The sequence below is a fragment of the Albidovulum marisflavi genome (assembly GCF_025751435.1).
In the GTDB taxonomy this organism is placed as follows: domain Bacteria; phylum Pseudomonadota; class Alphaproteobacteria; order Rhodobacterales; family Rhodobacteraceae; genus Albidovulum; species Albidovulum marisflavi.
Genome location: NZ_JAOWKY010000003.1, coordinates 119,229 through 138,386, shown reverse-complemented (window position 1 = coordinate 138,386; position 19,158 = coordinate 119,229). Strand labels below are relative to the sequence as shown.

19 protein-coding genes are annotated in these 19,158 nt (G+C 65.5%); 8 read left to right on the top strand and 11 right to left on the bottom strand.

Annotated features, from left to right (window positions below):
* Nucleotides 1–30: 30 nt before the first annotated feature.
* A complete protein-coding gene (locus OEW28_RS12525) occupies nt 31–843 on the bottom strand; it encodes a DUF6544 family protein (protein WP_263735111.1) in 813 nt (270 codons plus the stop codon).
* A gap of 266 nt (nt 844–1,109) precedes the next feature.
* On the opposite strand from OEW28_RS12525, the gene OEW28_RS12520 reads away from it, so the two are divergent.
* The 7 genes from OEW28_RS12520 (at nt 1,110) to OEW28_RS12490 (ending at nt 10,526) form a co-directional block, all read left to right on the top strand.
* Nucleotides 1,110–2,474, top strand: a complete 1,365-nt coding sequence (locus OEW28_RS12520) for a xanthine dehydrogenase small subunit (RefSeq protein WP_263735110.1) — start codon at nt 1,110–1,112, stop codon at nt 2,472–2,474.
* On the top strand, nt 2,471–4,876 hold the full coding sequence (gene xdhB, locus OEW28_RS12515) for a xanthine dehydrogenase molybdopterin binding subunit (protein WP_263735109.1): 2,406 nt from the start codon (nt 2,471–2,473) through the stop codon (nt 4,874–4,876). Before OEW28_RS12520 ends, xdhB begins: the two co-directional genes overlap by 4 nt.
* Entirely contained in the window at nt 4,873–5,826 is a 954-nt protein-coding gene (gene xdhC, locus OEW28_RS12510; protein WP_263735108.1) for a xanthine dehydrogenase accessory protein XdhC, read from the top strand. Before xdhB ends, xdhC begins: the two co-directional genes overlap by 4 nt.
* Nucleotides 5,823–7,352 (top strand): ABC transporter ATP-binding protein, encoded by a 1,530-nt coding sequence (locus OEW28_RS12505; protein WP_263735107.1) that lies wholly within the window; start codon nt 5,823–5,825, stop codon nt 7,350–7,352. Before xdhC ends, OEW28_RS12505 begins: the two co-directional genes overlap by 4 nt.
* A complete protein-coding gene (locus tag OEW28_RS12500; protein ID WP_263735106.1) occupies nt 7,339–8,427 on the top strand; it encodes an ABC transporter permease in 1,089 nt (362 codons plus the stop codon). Before OEW28_RS12505 ends, OEW28_RS12500 begins: the two co-directional genes overlap by 14 nt.
* Nucleotides 8,427–9,359 (top strand): ABC transporter permease, encoded by a 933-nt coding sequence (locus OEW28_RS12495; RefSeq protein ID WP_263735105.1) that lies wholly within the window; start codon nt 8,427–8,429, stop codon nt 9,357–9,359. The genes OEW28_RS12500 and OEW28_RS12495 overlap by 1 nt, the downstream gene beginning before the upstream one ends.
* 69 nt (nt 9,360–9,428) lie before the next feature.
* Nucleotides 9,429–10,526: a BMP family ABC transporter substrate-binding protein gene (locus tag OEW28_RS12490; RefSeq protein ID WP_263735104.1), complete on the top strand. Its 1,098-nt coding sequence runs from the start codon at nt 9,429–9,431 to the stop codon at nt 10,524–10,526.
* A 92-nt stretch (nt 10,527–10,618) separates the two neighbouring features.
* Here the strand turns inward: OEW28_RS12490 and OEW28_RS12485 are convergent, their stop codons facing one another.
* From OEW28_RS12485 to folK, 10 genes are all read right to left on the bottom strand, one after another.
* Complete coding sequence (locus OEW28_RS12485; RefSeq protein ID WP_263735103.1) at nt 10,619–10,960, bottom strand: DUF1491 family protein; 342 nt, start codon at nt 10,958–10,960, stop codon at nt 10,619–10,621.
* Nucleotides 10,950–11,861, bottom strand: coding sequence for a GTPase Era (gene era / locus OEW28_RS12480; protein WP_263735102.1), 912 nt, complete (start codon nt 11,859–11,861; stop codon nt 10,950–10,952). Before era ends, OEW28_RS12485 begins: the two co-directional genes overlap by 11 nt.
* A complete protein-coding gene (rnc, locus tag OEW28_RS12475) occupies nt 11,854–12,543 on the bottom strand; it encodes a ribonuclease III (RefSeq protein WP_263735101.1) in 690 nt (229 codons plus the stop codon). The genes era and rnc overlap by 8 nt, the downstream gene beginning before the upstream one ends.
* On the bottom strand, nt 12,540–13,322 hold the full coding sequence (gene lepB, locus OEW28_RS12470) for a signal peptidase I (protein ID WP_263735100.1): 783 nt from the start codon (nt 13,320–13,322) through the stop codon (nt 12,540–12,542). Before lepB ends, rnc begins: the two co-directional genes overlap by 4 nt.
* Before the next feature lie 52 nt (nt 13,323–13,374).
* Nucleotides 13,375–13,800, bottom strand: coding sequence for a holo-ACP synthase (gene acpS, locus OEW28_RS12465; RefSeq protein WP_263735099.1), 426 nt, complete (start codon nt 13,798–13,800; stop codon nt 13,375–13,377).
* Nucleotides 13,797–14,588 carry a pyridoxine 5'-phosphate synthase gene (locus OEW28_RS12460; RefSeq protein WP_412174797.1) on the bottom strand — a complete coding sequence of 264 codons (792 nt, stop codon included), beginning with the start codon at nt 14,586–14,588 and terminating at the stop codon, nt 13,797–13,799. Before OEW28_RS12460 ends, acpS begins: the two co-directional genes overlap by 4 nt.
* 39 nt (nt 14,589–14,627) lie before the next feature.
* On the bottom strand, nt 14,628–15,284 hold the full coding sequence (locus tag OEW28_RS12455) for a DUF2062 domain-containing protein (protein WP_263735097.1): 657 nt from the start codon (nt 15,282–15,284) through the stop codon (nt 14,628–14,630).
* A gap of 25 nt (nt 15,285–15,309) precedes the next feature.
* Nucleotides 15,310–17,430: a RelA/SpoT family protein gene (locus OEW28_RS12450; protein WP_263735096.1), complete on the bottom strand. Its 2,121-nt coding sequence runs from the start codon at nt 17,428–17,430 to the stop codon at nt 15,310–15,312.
* A 28-nt stretch (nt 17,431–17,458) separates the two neighbouring features.
* A complete protein-coding gene (gene rpoZ, locus OEW28_RS12445) occupies nt 17,459–17,812 on the bottom strand; it encodes a DNA-directed RNA polymerase subunit omega (RefSeq protein ID WP_263735095.1) in 354 nt (117 codons plus the stop codon).
* Between the two features lie 79 nt (nt 17,813–17,891).
* A complete protein-coding gene (folK, locus tag OEW28_RS12440) occupies nt 17,892–18,473 on the bottom strand; it encodes a 2-amino-4-hydroxy-6-hydroxymethyldihydropteridine diphosphokinase (protein ID WP_263735094.1) in 582 nt (193 codons plus the stop codon).
* Between the two features lie 110 nt (nt 18,474–18,583).
* Here folK and OEW28_RS12435 point away from each other — a divergent pair, with 110 nt between their 5' ends.
* A complete protein-coding gene (locus OEW28_RS12435; RefSeq protein WP_263735093.1) occupies nt 18,584–19,144 on the top strand; it encodes a LabA-like NYN domain-containing protein in 561 nt (186 codons plus the stop codon).
* The last annotated feature ends 14 nt before the right edge of the window (nt 19,145–19,158 follow it).

The window sequence follows — 19,158 nt, the reverse complement described above, 5'->3', positions numbered from 1 at the left end:
AGCGGCGGGCCAAGCGGAAGCAGTCCGAGGTCACCCCAGGATTTCGTATTCCAGGATCCGGCCGCGAAAGTAGACCTCGAAACCTTCCGGGTAGACGTAGCCGACCTCGCCCCATTCCGGGACGCGCCGGTCGCCGAACTGGCGATATCCCCAGAAGCGGCCACGCCAGTCATAGGTTGCGGCGCGCCCCTCGGCATCGAAGGCGGGGCGGTTCTTGGCCTCGACCGTCTCGATGTCGCCATCGGCGCCGAAACTGAAGGTAACGCGCGCCAGTTGGTCCGCCACCGCAAGCGTGGCCTCGGCCCGTCCTTCATCGGTCATCCGCCAGCCGATCGCCGGGTCGCCAAGGATCGCGTCGGGCGCCCAGGGCAGCTCGGCCAGATAGCGCAGCGCCTCGCCCAGTGCGATCTCGGTGCCGGACTTCGCGGCCAGAGGCACCGACCCCAGAAGCCGCGCCTCCAGCAGGCCGCCGCCTGGGTCGTAGGCGTCGATCACGCGAAACATCGTCACGGGCCCGATGAACCGCGCGGCATCCCAGGCAAATCCCGGCTCTCCAAGCGCGATGTGCTGGGTCGCGCGGATCTCCTGAAAAGGGGCGCCCCGTTTCAGTCGCATCTCGGCCACCTGGCGGAAGCGTGCGGTGCGGACGCCTGGCCCGGCCCCGCACCGCAGGGCGAAGGCGCGGACCGGTTCGGGAAGATCCGCGCGAACAAGGGCGGGTCTTGCCTGGCGCAGTTGTGCGACGCGGGTGGCGATCCTGCGCGAAAACCGCGACACCAAAAAGAGATGCACAGCGAGAAGCCCCGCCAGAACCAGCACGGCAGACAGAAGAAACGTGTTCATTGACGCCGCTCCGACAAGCTTTATGTTGCAGCTTGGCTTTAACATGTCCGCCCGTAAAAGCGCGACATTCCCGCAAGAACGCAGATCGATTCCCCCATTTTACATAATTTCCTGAAACTCTATTCGGGTTCAGATGAAACATTAGTCTTGCCATGTGACGTGCAAGAAGGCTTCATTGTCGAAGGGAGACGGGGCGTGTACCGCTTTACGCCGCATCGGGCGGACACGCGAAAACTCGGTCGAAGAGAAGGCGGCGGGACCACAGGATGAATGACATCGCGTTTCTGTTGAATGGAACGCCTGTCCGCGTGTCGGAAGCGAATCCGACGCGGACTCTGTTGGACTGGCTGCGCGAAGACCGCGGGCTCAAGGGAACAAAGGAAGGATGCAACGAAGGCGACTGCGGCGCCTGCACCGTCATGGTGACAGACGACACGGGTTCGCGCGCGCTGAACGCCTGCATCCTGTTCCTGCCCCAACTGCACGGCAAGGCGGTGCGCACGGTCGAGGGGCTGACAGGTCCGAAGGGCGAACTGCATCCGGTGCAAAGGGAAATGATCGACAGGCACGGCAGCCAGTGCGGCTTCTGCACGCCCGGTTTCGTCATGTCGATGGCCACGGCGCACAGGAACGGCGCGACCGATCACGACGATTACCTTGCCGGAAACCTGTGCCGCTGCACGGGCTACGCGCCGATCATCCGCGCGGCCGAAGCGGTGGCGGGACAGCCGGTTCCGACCTGGGTCAAGGACAGGCCCGCCCCCGCCGACGGCCCTGCCCCCTTCGCGCCCGAAACCTCGGATGCGCTGGCCGACTGGTACGAAGCGCACCCGGACGCCACGCTGATCGCCGGCGCCACGGACGTCGGCCTTTGGGTCACGAAAGAGCTGCGCGATCTGCCCGAGGTCGCATTCCTTCACGCCTGCAGGGACCTTCAGAAGATCGAGAAGGTGGATGGCGGCTGGCGCGTCGGCGCCGGCGTTTCGATCGCGGCGTTGCGGTCGGCCGTCTCCTCGGCCCATCCGGAGTTCGCCGAACTTCTGCGCCGTTTCGCCTCCGAGCAGATCCGCAGCGCGGCGACCATCGGCGGCAACATCGCGAACGGATCGCCCATCGGCGACACGCCGCCCGCACTGATCGCGATGGGCGCCACGCTGCATCTGCGCCGCGGCGGTGCCCGGCGCACTCTGCCGCTGGAGGCCTTCTTCTTGGACTATCGCAAGCAGGACCGCGAGAAGGGCGAGTTCGTCGAAGGGATCACCATACCCGGTAACGCCCCCGACCTTGCCTGCTACAAGCTGTCCAAACGGTTCGACCAGGACATCTCGGCCGTTTGCGGCTGTTTCAACGTGACGCGTGAGGGTGGCAAGGTGGTCGCCGCCCGCATCGCCTTCGGCGGGATGGCCGGCATCCCCAAGCGCGCGGCGGCAGTCGAGGCGGCGCTGGTCGGCCGCGACTGGACACTGGCCACGGTCGAGGCGGCACTACCCGCCTTCGCGCGGGACTTCACGCCCATGACCGACATGCGGGCTTCGGCCGCGTACCGGCTGGAATCAGCGCAGAACATGCTTGTCCGCTACTTCCATGAAAGCACGGGCGCACAAGCCGATGTCCTGGAGGTGCAGGCATGAGCGTCGCGAAACCCATCCCCCATGACAGCGCGGAACTGCATGTCACCGGCGCCGCACGCTATATCGACGATGTGCCGCTTCCGGCCAACACCGCGCACCTGGCCTTCGGCCTTTCGACCGTGGCCCATGCGGACATCGTGTCGATCGACCTGTCGGCGGTCAGGGCCGCGCCGGGCGTCATCGCCGTGTGGACGGCGGACGACCTGCCCTTCACCAACGACGTGTCCCCGTCCGCGCATGACGAACCGCTGCTGGCGACCGGAACGGTTCACTATGTCGGCCAGCCGATCTTTCTCGTCATCGCGCAGAGTCATCTTCAGGCGCGCAAGGCCGCGCGCAAGGGGAAGGTCGTTTACCGCGAAAAACCGGCGATCCTTACGGTCGATCAGGCGCTGGCCGCCGACAGCCGGTTCGAAGGCGGTCCGGTCGTCTGGTCCAAGGGCGATGCGGCCGCGGCAATCGACGGCGCGCCCAAGGTGATCGCGGGCCGCTTCCTGATGGGCGGACAGGAACATTTCTACCTGGAAGGCCAGGCGGCGCTGGCGATGCCGGCAGAGGGCGGCGTGGTCGTCCAGTCCTCGACCCAGCACCCGACAGAGATCCAGCACAAGGTCGCCGAGGCGATCGGCCTGCCCATGCACGCGGTCCGTGTCGAAAGCCGCCGCATGGGGGGCGGGTTTGGCGGCAAGGAAAGCCAGGGCAATGCGCTGGCGGTGTCCTGCGCGCTGGTCGCGCGGCTTCTGGGACGCCCCGCCAAGATGCGCTACGACCGCGACGACGACATGACCATCACCGGCAAGCGCCACGATTTCCGGATCGAGTACCGCGTGGGCGTCGATGCCGAGGGGCATATCAAGGGGATCGAGTTCCTTCAGCTTGCCCGCTGCGGCTGGTCGATGGACCTGAGCCTGCCGGTCGCGGACCGGGCGATGCTGCATGCCGACAACGCCTACAACCTCGACCATGTCCGCATCGAAAGCCACCGGCTGAAGACCAACACCCAATCCGCGACCGCCTATCGCGGCTTCGGCGGCCCGCAGGGAATGCTGGGGATCGAGCGGGTGATGGACCACATCGCCCATGATCTCGGGCTGGATCCGACCGCGGTCCGCAAGCGGAACTTCTACGCCGAAGCGACGGATCGCGCCGCGCCGGTGCCGGCACCGGGGCACGAGAGTTTTCCCAAGGATCCGCTTGTGGATCTGGGGTCGCGCGGGTCCGAGACGATGATCCGTTCGGACGCCGCGATGCCGAAGGCGAACGGGTTCCAGACCACGCCCTATCACATGCCGGTCGAGGACTTCATCCTGAACGGGCTTGTCGCGCGGCTTGAGGCCGATGCGGGGCTGGCAGAGCGCCGCGCGCAGATCGACGCATGGAACAGGCGCAACCCGATCCTGAAGCGCGGAATCGCATTGACGCCGGTGAAGTTCGGCATCTCGTTCACGCTGACCCACCTGAACCAGGCGGGCGCCCTGGTTCACGTCTACCAGGACGGTTCGATCCACCTGAACCACGGCGGAACCGAGATGGGACAGGGCCTGTTCCGCAAGGTCAGCCAGGTCGCGGCGGCATCGTTCGGGGTGGACGTGGGCGCGGTGATGATCACGGCGACCGATACGGGCAAGGTGCCCAACACCTCGGCCACCGCCGCGTCGTCCGGGTCGGATCTGAACGGGATGGCCGTCAAGGACGCCTGTGACCGGATACGCGACCGCATGGCCGAGTACCTGGCGCAGCAACACCAGACCGACGCGGCGAAGGTGCGTTTCGAAAATGGCAAGGTCCTGGTCGGCGGCGACGAGATGAGCTTTGCCGAGGCGGCCGGGCGCTGCTACATGGGCCGCGTGAGCCTGTCGCAGACCGGGTTCTATGCCACGCCCAAGATCACCTGGGACCGCAAGGCCGGCCGCGGCCGCCCCTTCTTCTACTTCGCCTACGGCGCCTCGGTGACCGAGGTCGTGATCGACACCCTGACCGGCGAAAACCGGATCCTGCGGACCGATATCCTGCATGACGCGGGCGCAAGCCTGAACCCTGCGCTGGACATCGGGCAGGTCGAGGGCGCCTATGTTCAGGGCGCGGGCTGGCTCACGACCGAGGAGCTTGTGTGGGACGACAAGGGGCGGCTTCGCACCCATGCGCCCTCGACCTACAAGATCCCGGCATGTTCGGACCGGCCGCGGATGTTCAACGTAGCCCTTTGGGATGGCGCGAACCGGGAAGAGACGATCTATCGCTCGAAGGCCGTGGGTGAGCCGCCCTTCATGCACGGCATATCGGCCTTCATGGCGCTGTCGCAGGCCTGCGCGGCCTGCGGGCCGAACTATCCCGACCTGCAGGCCCCCGCGACCGCCGAGGCGGTGCTGGCGGCGGTGAAGCGGGCGCGGGGGCAGGCATGAGCTTCGATCACGCAGAACTCGCCCGCGCCGTCGCGGCCCATGGCGCCGTGATCCGCGTCGTCGTCGCGGACGTGGCAGGATCGGCCCCGCGCGAAGCGGGGGCCGCGATGCTGGTCTGGGCTTGTGGGCAGGAAGGCACGATCGGTGGCGGCACACTGGAGTACGAGGCTGCCGCCAAGGCCCGCGCGATGCTGGCCGAGGACAGATCGGCGGCGCTGGACCGGATGCCCTTGGGGCCCGCGCTGAACCAGTGCTGCGGCGGGGCGGTCACGCTTCTTTCGGAACATTGGGACCAAGGCCTGCTGGCCGATGTCGCGGGCGAAACGGTCGTCGCGAGGCCGGTGCCGGGCACGCAAGGCCCGATGCCGATGGCGGTCGCGCGCATCCTGAAGCGCGCCCGCGGCGAAGGTTTCATGCCCGCGCCGCGCATCGTCCAGGGCTGGTTCGTGGAACCGCTGACCCGCCCCTTGCGTGAGCTCTGGATCTGGGGTGCGGGTCACGTCGGCCGCGCCATCATCGAGGTCATGCGCCCCCTGCCCGGCTTCCGGCTTACCTGGATCGACACCGACGCCTCCCGGTTTCCGGCGGTCCCCGAAGGTGTCGTCCAGAAGATCGCGTCCAATCCGGCCGACCTTGTGATCGAGGCGCCGCAGGACGCGGATCACCTGGTGCTGACGTTCTCGCACACACTGGACCTTGATCTTTGTCACCGTCTGCTGGCGCACGGGTTCCAAAGCCTTGGCCTTATCGGATCGGACACCAAATGGGCGCGTTTCCGATCGCGGCTGGCGGCACTCGGCCATGCGCCCGAACGAATCGCGGACATCCGCTGCCCCATCGGAAACCCCGACCTCGGCAAGCATCCGCAAGCCATCGCCGTCGGGGTGGCGGCCGAACTGATCATGATGAAAACCGCCAAGGCCCGAACCAAGAAGGAATGTGCGGGATGACGAGGGAAACGCTTCTGAGTATCAAGGGGATAAGCAAGTCCTATCCCGGCGTTAAGGCAAACGAGGACGTGTCGTTCGATATCGGCGTGGGCGAGGTGCACGCGCTGCTGGGCGAAAACGGCGCGGGCAAATCCACGCTGGTCAAGATGATCTACGGGCTGGTCAAGCCGGACGAGGGCACGATGACCTTCCGCGGCAGACCCTTCTCCCCCTCAGAGCCGTCCGAAGCGCGGGCGTCGGGCGTCGCCATGGTCTTTCAGCACTTCTCGCTCTTCGAGGCGCTGAACGTCGCGGAAAATGTGGCTCTGGGCATGGAGAACCCGCCCACGATGCGGGAACTGGCCGCACGCATCCGCGCCGTGTCCGAGGAATACGGCCTGCCGCTGGATCCTTCCCGCATGGTGGGGGACCTCTCGGCCGGCGAACGCCAGCGGGTCGAGATCATCCGCTGCCTGCTGCAGGATCCGAAGCTTCTGATCATGGATGAACCGACCAGCGTGCTGACCCCGCAGGAAGTCGAGATCCTTTTCAAGACCCTGCGCCAGCTTTCCGCCGAGGGCACCGCGATCCTCTACATCTCGCACAAGCTTGAAGAGATACGGGCGCTGTGCGACGGGGCCACGATCCTCAGACGCGGCAAGGTTGTCGGCACCTGCGTGCCGCGCGAAACCACCGCGCGCGAAATGGCCGAACTCATGGTCGGCGCCACGCTGACCCCGCCCGAACGGCGCGCCGGCAGCAAGGGAGAGGTCGTGCTGGGCGTGACCGATCTTTCGGTCGCCTCGCCCATTCCGTTCGGAACGACCCTCAAGAACGTGTCGTTCACCGTCGCGCGGGGCGAGGTTCTGGGCATCGCGGGCGTCGCGGGCAACGGGCAGGACGAACTGCTTCTGGCGTTGTCGGGCGAACTGCGGGTCGCCCCGGACAAGATCCGCGTCTGCGGTCATGCCGCCGGCGACCAGGGGCCGAGCGACCGTCGCCGGGCGGGCCTGGTCGCAGCACCCGAGGACCGCTACGGCCATGCGGCGGCGCCCGACATGTCGCTTGTGGAAAACGCGCTTCTGACCGGTGCGATCCGACGCAACCTGACGCACAAGGGCTTCATCGACTGGGCCGCCACGCGCGGCTTCGCGGACGAGGTGATCCAGACCTATGACGTGCGGACGCCCGGCAATCACGTGGCCGCCCGCGCCCTGTCGGGCGGCAACCTGCAGAAATTCCTGATCGGGCGCGAGTTGGACCAAAGCCCACAGGTCATCGTGATCAACCAGCCCACATGGGGCGTGGATGCGGCGGCGGCGGCGGCGATCAGGCAAGCGATCCTGAACCGCGCGGCCGAGGGCGCGGGTGTCGTGGTGATCAGCCAGGACCTGGATGAGCTTCTGGAAATCGCGGACATGTTCGCGGTGCTGAACGAAGGGCGGCTGACCCGGCCAAGACCCGTCGAAGGCCTGACCATCGACGAAATCGGACTGATGATGGGCGGTGCCCACGGAATGGAGGTGGCGCATCATGCTGAGGCTTGAGAAACGTCCCAACCCCTCGCGCTTTTGGCTTTACGCGACGCCGATCCTGGCCGTGTTCCTGACGATGGTCGCAGGCGGGCTGCTGTTCGCCATGCTGGGCAAGAACCCGATCGCGGTGATCAAGACGATCTTCTGGGACCCGCTTTTCGGCGAGTTCGCGTTCTATCTTCGCGGCCAGCTTCTGGTGAAGGCGGGCCCGCTGATCCTGATTGCGATCGGCCTGTCGCTGGGCTTCCGCGCCGGGATCTGGAACATCGGCGCCGAGGGCCAGTACATCATGGGCGCGATCTGCGGCGCCGGGGTGGGCCTTGCCTTCTACCCGACGGAAAGCCGCCTCATCTTCCCCGCCATGATCCTTGCGGGTGCGCTTGGCGGCTGCGCCTGGGCGATGATCCCGGCTATCCTCAAGACGCGCTTCAACACCAACGAAATCCTTGTCTCGCTGATGCTGGTCTATGTGGCCGACACCATCCTTGCCAAGGCATCGACCGGCTTCCTCCGGAACCCGGAGGGCGCGGGCTTTCCCGGTAGCCGCAGCTTTTCCGTGTCGTCCTTCCCGGCGGCCTCCAACCCCGAACTGATCGCGGGAACCGGGCTGCACTGGGGCGGCGTGTTCGCGCTGGCGATGGGGGTGGCGGCCTATATCCTGCTGCAACGCCACATCCTGGGCTTCCAGATCAAGCTTGCCGGACAGGCACCGCGCGCCGCCCGCTTCCACGGCGTCAAGCCCGAGCGGCTGATCCTGCTGTGCATGGGCCTTTCGGGCGCGCTGGCTGGCCTTGCGGGAATGTTCGAGGTCACCGGCCCCGCCGGCAAGATCTCGATCGACTTCAACGTGGGCTACGGCTTTACCGCGATCATCGTGGCCTTCCTTGGCCGGCTCAATCCGCTGGGCATCGTGCTCGCGGGCTTCATCATGGCGCTGACCTATGTCGGCGGCGAGATGGCGGCAACGAACCTTGGCCTGCCCTCGGCCGCGATCCAGGTGTTCCAGGGCATGCTTCTTTTCTTCCTGCTCGGTGTCGACGTTCTGACGAACTTCCGCATCCGCGCCGCAATTCCGGGGGTCAGCTGATGGACATCGGCGGTATCAATCCAGTCATCCTTGTCGCCTCGTTGATGGTGGCGGCGGTGCCGATCATGCTGGCCGCCCTGGGTGAGCTGGTGGTGGAAAAGTCCGGCGTGCTGAACCTGGGCGTCGAGGGGATGATGATCGTGGGCGCGATCTGCGGTTTCATCGCGGCCGTCGCCTCGGGCAGCCCTGTCGTGGGCTTCCTTGCCGGCGCTTTGGGGGGCGCGACACTCAGCCTCGTCTTCGCATTCGTGACCCAGGTGCTGCTGGCCAACCAGGTGGCGACCGGCCTGGCGCTGACGCTGTTCGGGCTTGGCCTGTCATCGCTCATGGGCCAGGGCTACAACGGCATCAAGCCCCCGGTGACCGCCAAGGTGCCCTTCGGCCCGCTCACCGACATCCCGATCCTTGGCCCTATCATCTTCGGCCACGACTGGATGGTCTATGCCTCGATCGCGCTGGTGGCGCTGGTCTGGTGGGTGCTGCGCTCGACCCGGCTTGGGCTGATCGTCCGCGCCGTGGGCGAAAGCCATGAGGCGGCCCATGCGCTTGGCTACAAGGTGAACCGCATCCGCCTGGGCTGCATCGCCTTCGGGGGTGCCATGGCCGGGCTTGGCGGCGCCTATGTCAGCCTCGTGCGTGTTCCGCAGTGGGTGGATGGAATAACCGCGGGCGCCGGGTGGATCGCGCTGGCCATCGTCGTCTTCGCCAGCTGGCGTCCCTGGCGCGTGCTGATCGGCGCCTATCTGTTCGGCGGCATCACCGTCCTGCAGCTGAACCTTCAGGCCGCGGGTTCCGGTATCCCCGTAGAATACTTGTCGATGTCGCCGTATCTGGTAACCATCGTCGTGCTGGTGATCATGTCGTCCGGCCGCGGCCGGTCAAGCCTGAACGCACCCGCATCGCTTGGCCAGAATTTCCACGCCGCCCGATAGGGCGGCGTTAACCCAAAGCCCACAACGGGCAAATCAACAGGGCATTTGCCCTACCAACAGGAGATCGGAATGCTCAGAAGAACCCTCATGACCACGGCCGCCGCGGCGGGCATCGCCCTTTCGCTGGGCGGCGGCGCGATGGCCGCCGGACCGATGGACAACGTCAAGGCGTGTTTCGTCTACGTCGGCCCGATCGGCGACGGCGGCTGGACCTACCAGCACCATCAGGGCGCGCTGGACGTCAAGGAGGCCTTTGGCGACAAGGTCGAGATCCAGTGGCAGGAAAGCGTGCCCGAGGGCGCCGACGCCGAGCGCGTGCTGACCCAGATGGCTCTGGGCGGCTGCAACATCATCTTCACGACCTCGTTCGGCTACATGGATGCCACGAACGCCGTCGCGGCGAAATTCCCGAACGTGATGTTCGAACATGCGACAGGCTTCAAGCGCGACAGCGCCAACGTTTCCACCTACAACGCCCGCTTCTACGAAGGTCGCGCGATTGAGGGCCTGATCGCCGGCCGCATGACCAAGTCCAACAAGATCGGCTACATCGGATCCTTCCCGATCCCGGAAGTGGTCATGGGCATCAACTCCTACTTCCATCACGCGCGTCAGGTGAACCCCGATGTCGAGCTGACGGTCGTCTGGGCCTACACCTGGTTCGACCCCGCGAAAGAGGCCGACGCAGCCAAGGCGATGATCGAACAGGGCGTCGACGTGATCGCCTCGCACACCGACTCGACCGCGCCTCTGGCCGAAGCGGCCAAGTCGAACGGCGCCGTGATCGGGTTCGGGCAAGCCTCGGACATGGCCGAATACAAGCCCTCGCCGCGCGTGACCTCGATCATCGACAACTGGGGCCCTTATTACGTGAAGCGTGTGGGCGCCCTGCTTGAGGGAACCTATGAACAGGTGGACGCCTGGGAAGGCATCGCCGGAGGCGAGGTCCTTATCGGAGAGATCACCGACGCCGTGCCGGCCGACGTCAAGGCCGAGGCCGAAGCAATGCGTGACGCAATCGCCGCGGGCACCTATCACCCCTTCACCGGCCCCATCAACAAGCAGGACGGCTCGCCCTGGCTTGCCGAGGGGGAAACCGCTCCGGATGGCGACCTGCTTGGCATGGGGTTCTACATCGAGGGCATCACCGGCGACATTCCGCAGTAAGCCGCCTGCCCCTAAACGAAAGGCCCCGCCGCGGCGGGGCCTTTTTTGTTGCGTCGCGGCGGAGCTTGGCCAGGAGCCGCCTCCCGCCCGGATCAGTCCGCCAGCCCCTCTTCGTCCAGCAGCGTCCGCCCCTCGCGGCTTTCGACCTCGATCACCCAAAGGTCGGGATCCATCTGGCGCTGACGCCGGGCGGCGGCGTCGACCTCGGGCTCGGGCCCGTCGGCCAGCGTGACCCAGGCGCGCGCGCCGGTCATCAGGTCGAAGCTACGCTGGTAAAGCCGCGCCGCGCCGTCCAGAGTGGCCAGCTTGACCAGGATCGCCCCGGCCGTCGGATCGCCGCGAAAGGTGACATAGGCGGGTATGCCCGCCATCTGGAGCCGCGCAAGATAGGCACGGATCCAGAAATCGGCGGTCAGGCGCGGCTCAGTCGCCATCCCGGAAATCAAGCCCCATCTCGGAATAGCGTTCGCTTTCCTCAAGCCAGTTCGGCCGCACCTTCACGGTCAGGAACAGATGGACCGGACGGCCCAGGAATTCTGTCAGCTCCTCGCGCGCGGCCTTGCCCACGGCCTTGATCGTCTCGCCCCGGTTGCCCAGTACGATGCCCTTGTGGCCGTCGCGAGCGACATAGACGATCTGGTCGATCCGCGCCGATCCGTCCTTGCGCTCTTCCCACCGCTCGGTCTCGACGGTCAGCTGGTAGGGCAGTTCCTCGTGCAGCCTGAGCGTCAGCTTCTCGCGCGTCACCTCGGCCGCGATCATGCGCATGGGCAGGTCGGCGATCTGGTCCTCGGGGTAGAACCAGGGGCCCTCGGGCAGCTCGGCGGCAAGCCATTCCTTGAGATCCTTCACGCCGTAGCCCTTTTCGGCCGAGATCATGAAGGTTTTTTCGAAGCCGTAGGCCTCGTTCATCGTCTTCGACAGGCCAAGAAGCTCTTCGGCCTTGACCCTGTCGATCTTGTTGATCGCCAGCGCCACGCGTGTCCTGGCGGGCAGCCGGTCCTTCAACGCCTCGATGATCGTGCGAACGCCCTCGGTCAGGCCGCGATGCGCCTCGACCAGCAGCACCACGACATCGGCATCCGCTGCGCCGCCCCAAGCGGCGGCGACCATCGCCCGATCAAGGCGGCGGCGCGGGCGGAAAAGACCGGGCGTGTCGACAAAGACGATCTGGGCAGACCCTTCCATCGCAATCCCGCGGATGCGGGCGCGGGTCGTCTGCACCTTGTGGGTGACGATCGACACCTTGGCGCCGACCATCTGGTTCAGCAGCGTCGACTTGCCCGCGTTCGGCTCTCCGATCAGGGCAACGAAGCCCGCGCGCGTATCAGCCATTGCCATCCTCCATTCGCGCAAGAAGCGCCTTCGCCGCCGCCTGTTCGGCCAGCCGTTTCGCGCCGGCCTTCGCCTGAGCCGCCTGACCCGAGGCTATCCTGACCTCGACGGTGAACACCGGTTGGTGGGGCGGGCCTTCGCGAGATATCTCGGTGTAGGCCGGGGGCGGCATGGCGCGGGCCTGGACCCATTCCTGCAACGCCGTCTTGGGATCGCGCGCGTCTTCGGCGACGGCCCCGATGCGGTCGCCCCAAAGCCGCAGCACCATGCCCTTGGCGGCCTCGAAACCTGCGTCCAGATAGACGGCGGCGATCACCGCCTCCATCGCATCGCCCAGCAACGCCTCTTTCCGGCGGCCGCCCGACATCATTTCGGACCGGCCAAGTTTCAGCACCTCGCCCACACCCACGGTCGCGGCGACGGCGGCGCAGGTTTCCTTGCGGACAAGGGCATTGTAGCGCGGCGCAAGCTGGCCCTCGCTTGCGCCCTTGTCCGCGGCCAGAAGCGCCTCGGCCATGACCAGGCCCAGCACCCGGTCGCCCAGGAACTCAAGCCGCTGGTTGTCGGGCCGCGTGAGTGTCGCGATCGATCCATGCGTCAGCGCGCGCAGCAACAGTTCGGGACGGCGGAAGTCGTGCCCGATCCTGGCCGCGAAGGCCTGAAGATCGGTTCCCAGCTTCACTCGATCGCCTTGAAGAAGCGGTCGCCGCGCCAGGTCCAGAAGGCAAACAGCGACCGGCCCGCGGACGAGAACATGACACGCTCGGCCCGGCCGATCAGGTATTCGGCCGGCACAAGACCCACGCCGCCAGACTGCACCGCGATGCGGCTGTCCTGGCTGTTGTCGCGGTTGTCACCCATGAAGAAGTAGTTGCCCGCCGGGACCGTGAAGATCGGCGTGTTGTCGGCGCCCCAGTTGTCGGTGATGTTCAGGATATCGTGGCTGACGCCATTGGGCAGCGTTTCGGTGAATCGCTCTTTCTCGCAGATGCCGCCCTGACCAACGGGATCGTTGACGCAGCGCGGCACCAGACCCTCAGAGCCCTGGGGCTGCTTGATTTCCTCGAACGTGCCCGCGGGCGTCTGCGGCGCGGCTTCGCCATTGATGTAAAGCACGCCGTCCAGGACCTGGATGGTGTCACCCGGCATTCCGATCAGGCGCTTGATGAAGTCATTGCCGTTCGCGGGGTGGCGAAACACCACCACGTCGCCGCGTTCGGGTTCGGAGCCCAGGATCCGGCCCGAGATCGGGCAGATCGCGAAGGGACAGGAATAGCGCGAATAGCCGTAGGCCATCTTGTTGACGAACAGGAAGTCGCCGATCAGCAGCGTGTCCTTCATCGAGCCCGAGGGGATCCAGAAAGGCTGGAAGAAAAGGGTCCGGAAGACCCCTGCGATCAAGAGTGCGTACACGATCGTCTTGAAGGTTTCGACGATACCGTCGCTGGCTTTGCTCGACATGGCCTGTCCTGTCATCTTTGCGACCGCTTCATGGGGCCGCAGGGTGTAAGTGTCAAGTTTCCTTGGCTGGAATGACCGCGGCGACGGGTCGGGCCTCGATCACGACGAAGGCCTGCGCCCAGGGGTGATCGTCGGTCAGCGTCACGTGAACGATCGCTTCATGTCCCGGCGGCGTCATGCGGGCAAGCCGGTCCGCGGCCCAGCCGGAGAGGTGCATGACAGGCTGGCCCGAGGGCAGGTTCGCCACCGCCATGTCCTTCCAGGAAATCCCCATGCGAAGCCCGGTACCAAGCGCCTTGGAACAGGCCTCCTTCGCGGCCCAGCGCTTGGCATAGGTGCCCGCGCGGTCCTTCCTGCGCTCGGCCTTGCGCTGTTCGACTTCGGTGAAGACGCGGTTGCGGAACCGGTCGCCGAAGCGGTCCAGCGTCGCGGCGATCCGCTCGATGTTCGCAAGGTCGGTCCCGATGCCCAGGATCATGCCCGGGCCGCATCCATGAGACGGCGCATCTCGACGATGGCGGGCTTCAACCCCGCGAAGATGGCTTCCGCGATCAGGAAGTGTCCGATGTTAAGTTCCCGAACCTCCGGCAGGGCCGCGATCGGCGCCACGGTATCGTAGGTCAGGCCATGGCCCGCGTGAACCTCGAGCCCAAGCGAATGCGCCAGCCGGGCGCCTTCGGTCAGGGCGGCAAGCTCTGCGTCGCGCTCGTCGAATCGGCCTTCGTGGTGCAGGTCGCAATAGTGCCCCGTGTGCAGTTCCACCACCGCCGCGCCGATCCTGGCACAGGCCTCGATCTGGCGCGGGTCGTGTCCGATGAACATGGACACCCTGCTTCCCGCCTCGCTGAGGGGCGCGATGTAGTCGGTCAGCCGCGCGATGTCCGCGGCAACGTCCAGCCCGCCCTCCGTCGTGCGCTCCTCGCGCTTTTCCGGGACGATGCACACGGCGTGCGGCTTGTGGCGCAAGGCGATTGTCTGCATCTCGGCGGTGGCGGCCATCTCGAAGTTCAGCGGCTTGGTCAGCGCCGCCATCAGCCGCTCGACGTCGCCGTCGACGATGTGGCGGCGATCCTCGCGCAGGTGCGCGGTGATCCCATCGGCCCCCGCTTCTTCCGCCAGAATGGCGGCGCGCACGGGATCGGGATACGCCGAACCGCGCGCGTTGCGGACGGTGGCGACATGGTCGATATTCACACCAAGCCTGAGATGGGTCACCGGTCTACTCCGTTCCTGTCTGGTTGCGCGCAGGTTAGACCGGCCCGGCATCCGCTGTGAACGGCGGAATCGTGACCGGCACAATTGCCATCACCCTTTTTCTCGCCGCTCTTCGGCGCGGGCGTGAAGCTTGGCCCTGAGCTTTTCGAGCCGTTCCTTCAGTCGCTTGCGCCGGCGTTTCTGGTAGGCGGCGATCACGGGTTCGGACAGCCAGTAGCTGATGAAGCCCGACAGCAGCCCCGGCGCGATCCCCCCGACGAGATAGGGCAGAAAGACCCGCTGGAAGAAGCCGATCAGATTTCCCCATTGGCTGACATCTTCCGTGAAAAGGGCGAGGAAGTTGTGCTTCAGATCCTGACCCGCGCCGACGAACTCGCTCACCAGGGTCGAATGGCCGGTGACGTCGAAATGCGTTCCCAGGATGAAGTGCCCTATCTTGAGCGAACTGAAAGCGATGATGGGGAAAGTCAGGGGATTGCCGAAGAAGGTGCCAAGCAGAGCCGCAAGCGCGTTGCCGCGCACCATGCGGGCCGCGACGTAGGCCGTGAAGAAATGCAGGCCGAACAGCGGCGTGAAGCTGACGAAGACCCCGGCGGCCACGCCGCGCGCGATGCTCTTGGGGTTGTCTGGCAGGCGCCGGATGCGATGCTTGACGTAGTGGAAGGCGCGGGTCCATCCACCGCGCGGCCAGAACGCCTGGGCGATGATCTGAAGATAGGTCCGCGGGTTGCGCCGCTTGAAGACCACCGATCCGCTTCCTTCCTGCCCCAGGTCAGGGCTTGCGGTTGAGGTCCCGGTAACGTTCCACCTGGGCGACGTCCGGTTCCGCTTCGAGCGCGGTCAGCAGGGCATGTAGATGCTCGGCATCCCGCAAATCGACCTCGACGATCAGCCGGTAGAAATCCGGTTTGCGGTCAACGAAAGTCAGGTCGGAGATATTTGCCTTCTGCGCGCCGATCAAGGTGCAGATTCGTCCCAGGACCCCCGCATCGTTCGCGATCGTAAGGTTCAGGCTGACGGTGTAGACGGCGGCGTGTCGGCCGGAATGCCAGCGCAGGTCGATCCAGCGCGCGGGCTGTTCCTCGAATTCGGCAAGGGCGGGACAGTCAATGGCATGAACCACCACGCCCTGGCCGCGATATGTGATCCCGACGATGCGTTCGCCCGGCACCGGCTGACAGCAGTTGGCCCGGCGGAAGCTCTGGTCCGCGGTAAGGCCCACGACGGCCCGGCGCGAATCGACCTCTTCGGCCGTCTGCTGCGCCAGGTCCGGATAGATCGCCGCCAGAACCTCGCTTGCGGTCAACTCGGCCGAGCCGATCCGTGCCAGCACTTCCTTTTCGTCTAGAAGAGCAAGGTTCTTGGCCGCGATCTTCAAAGCCTTTTCGGTCACCTTGCGCCCGACGTGCTCGAAGGCGACGCGCGCCAGTTCCTGGCCAAGCTTCACGAACCGTTCGCGGTCTTCCTCGCGCAGGCTGCGCCGGATCGCCGACTTGGCGCGGCCAGTCACGACGATGTCGATCCAGGTCGCTTGCGGGCGCTGGCCCGTTGCGGTGATGACCTCGACCGACTGGCCGTTCTTGAGACGGGTCCAAAGCGGAACCCGGATGCCGTCCACCTTGGCGCCCACGCAGGAGTTACCGATTCGCGTATGGATCGCATAGGCGAAGTCGATCGGTGTCGCGCCTTTCGGCAACTGCACCACATCGCCCTTGGGCGTGAAGCAGAAGACCTGGTCCGAGTACATCTCGAGCTTCACGTTCTCGAGAAACTCGTCGTGGTCGTCGCCAGTGTCGAAACGCTCGGTCAGCGTCGCGATCCATTTCGCGGGATCAACCGCGAAGGGGTTCTGCGCGCGCTCGCCGTCGCGATAGGACCAGTGCGCCGCGACGCCGGCCTCGGCCACCTCGTGCATCTGGCGGGTGCGGATCTGCACCTCGACCCGTTTGCCGTCGCGGCCGGAAACGGTCGTGTGGATCGAACGATATCCGTTCGACTTGGGCTGGCTGATGTAGTCCTTGAAGCGGCCCGGCACTGCGCGCCAGCGGCGGTGGATCGCGCCCAGGATGCGGTAGCAGTCCTGCTCGCTCTGGCAGATCACGCGGAAGCCGTAGATGTCGGACAGGCGTGAAAAGGCAAGCTGCTTTTCCTGCATCTTGCGCCAGATGGAATAGGGCTTCTTCGCGCGCCCGAAGACGTCGGCGTCAACCGTCTCCTTTTCAAGCTCCATGCGGATGTCGGCGCTGATCTTCTGGACGACGTCGCCGGTTTCCTTCTGAAGCGTGATGAAGCGCCGGATGATCGAGGATCGCGCCTCGGGGTTGAGCACCCGGAACGAAAGATCCTCAAGCTCTTCGCGCATCCACTGCATGCCCATGCGGCCTGCCAGCGGGGCGAAGATGTCCATCGTTTCGCGCGCCTTGCGGGCCTGCTTTTCGTGGGGCAGCGACTTGATCGTGCGCATGTTGTGAAGCCGGTCGGCCAGCTTCACCAGGATCACCCGCAGGTCCTTCGACATCGCCATGAACAGCTTGCGGAAGTTTTCCGACTGCTTCGAGGCGGTCGAGGACAGTTGCAGATTGGTCAGCTTGGTGACGCCGTCGACCAGTTCCGCGATCTCTTCGCCGAACTGGCGGGAAACCTCGGCGTAGGTGGACTTGGTGTCCTCGATCGTGTCGTGCAGCAGGGCCGTGATGATCGTGGCGTCGTCCAGCCGCTGCTCCGTCAGGATCGCGGCGACGGCGACCGGATGGGTAAAGTAATCTTCGCCCGAGTGGCGCTTCTGGCCATCGTGCATGCGGCGCCCGTATTCATAGGCGCGCCGGATCAGGTCAGCGTTGGTTCGGGGATTGTAGTTGCGGACCAGCGCGATCAGGTCTTCGACGTCGATCATGTTGGTCCGCTCGCCTCAGGGCCTTGTCTCAGCCCTGGCCCTGAGCTTCCATGAGCTGGCGCAGAAGGCGTTCTTCGTCCATGTCATCCTGGGCGGGGCGATCGACCTCCCCCCCCATCAGAAGACCCATCGCGTCTTCTTCGGGCTCGTCCACCTCGATCTGGGTCTGGTTGCTTTCGATCATGCGTTCACGCAGATCGGCGGCCGTCTGGGTTTCCTCCGCGATTTCACGCAGGGACACCACGGCGTTCTTGTCGTTGTCGCGGTCGATCGTCAGCGGCGAACCCGACGCGATCTCGCGCGCACGATGCGCGGCGAGCATAACGAGCTCGAACCGGTTCGGAACCTTGTCAACGCAATCTTCAACCGTCACGCGGGCCATTGCCTACTCCAATCCGACTGGGAAGGTGGAAACCGCTATTTATGCCCTATGTTCGGGCTTGACAAGCAATGAATCCCGTTCAGATCGGACGTATTGCCGCTTTGTCGTCCTCAGGCAGGGCGCGAACCATGGCTTCCACGCTGTTCCCGGTCCGGGGATGACGCCAGAGCGGCGCCACATCCAGAAGCGGCACCAGGACGAATCCGCGGTCCTGAAGCCGGGGGTGGGGCAGAATCAAGCGGTCTGGGGCGACCTCTCGTTGACGCTCGGGCGAAAGGGCCCGCCATTCGTCCTGTGTCGCGCTGTCGGGCAGGACCAGATCGCCGACCGCCAGAAGGTCAAGATCAAGGGTGCGCGCGCCCCAGCGCTGTTGACGCTCGCGGCCGTGGCGCGCCTCGATCACGTGAAGCAGCTCCAGAAGGTCCCTCGGCGCGAGATCGGTTGAAATCACTGCCGCCGCATTGACGAAGTCCGGCCCCGATCCCGCCGGGTAGGCGGGCGTCGCGAAGAAGCGGCTAACGGCCCGCAGCGCGCACCCCGCAGCGGCCAGGTCCGCAAGCGCCGCGCGCAGCAGTTCGGCGCTGTCGCCAGATCGCGTGGGAAGGTTGCCGCCCAGAGCAATCAGCGCGTTGTTATCCTTTTGTATAGCCACAGATACCATTGCCCACGTTGCCAACCGGAATTCGACGCCTATCTTTGCCTTATGCCGCCAGGTCTTTCCAGTCGCGTTCCCGCCTCCGACCGGTGAGCACTTTTTGAAAGGAACTATTGATGTTCTACAAGGACGAACGGCTTGCGCTGTTCATCGATGGATCGAACCTTTATGCGGCGGCCAAGGCATTGGGCTTCGACATCGACTACAAGCTTCTGCGGCAGGAGTTCGAGCGGCGCGGCAAGCTTCTGCGGGCTTTCTATTATACCGCGCTTCTCGAGAACGACGAATATTCGCCGATCCGTCCGCTTGTCGACTGGCTGCACTACAACGGCTACTGCATGGTCACCAAGCCCGCGAAGGAATACATCGACAGCCAGGGCCGCCGTAAGGTCAAGGGCAACATGGACATTGAACTGACCGTGGATGCCATGGAACTTGCGCCGCGTGTCGATCACATCGTCCTGTTCTCGGGCGACGGCGATTTCCGGCCGCTGGTCGAAAGCCTGCAACGCCAGGGCGTGCGGGTGTCCGTGGTCTCGACCATCCGCTCGCAACCGCCCATGATCGCGGACGAGTTGCGCCGCCAGGCCGACAACTTCATCGAACTGGACGCCCTTCGCGAAGTCATCGGTCGCCCTCCACGCGAGCCGCGCGAGGATTTCGCCTCGGGGAAGTGAACCGGCGCCGCGCA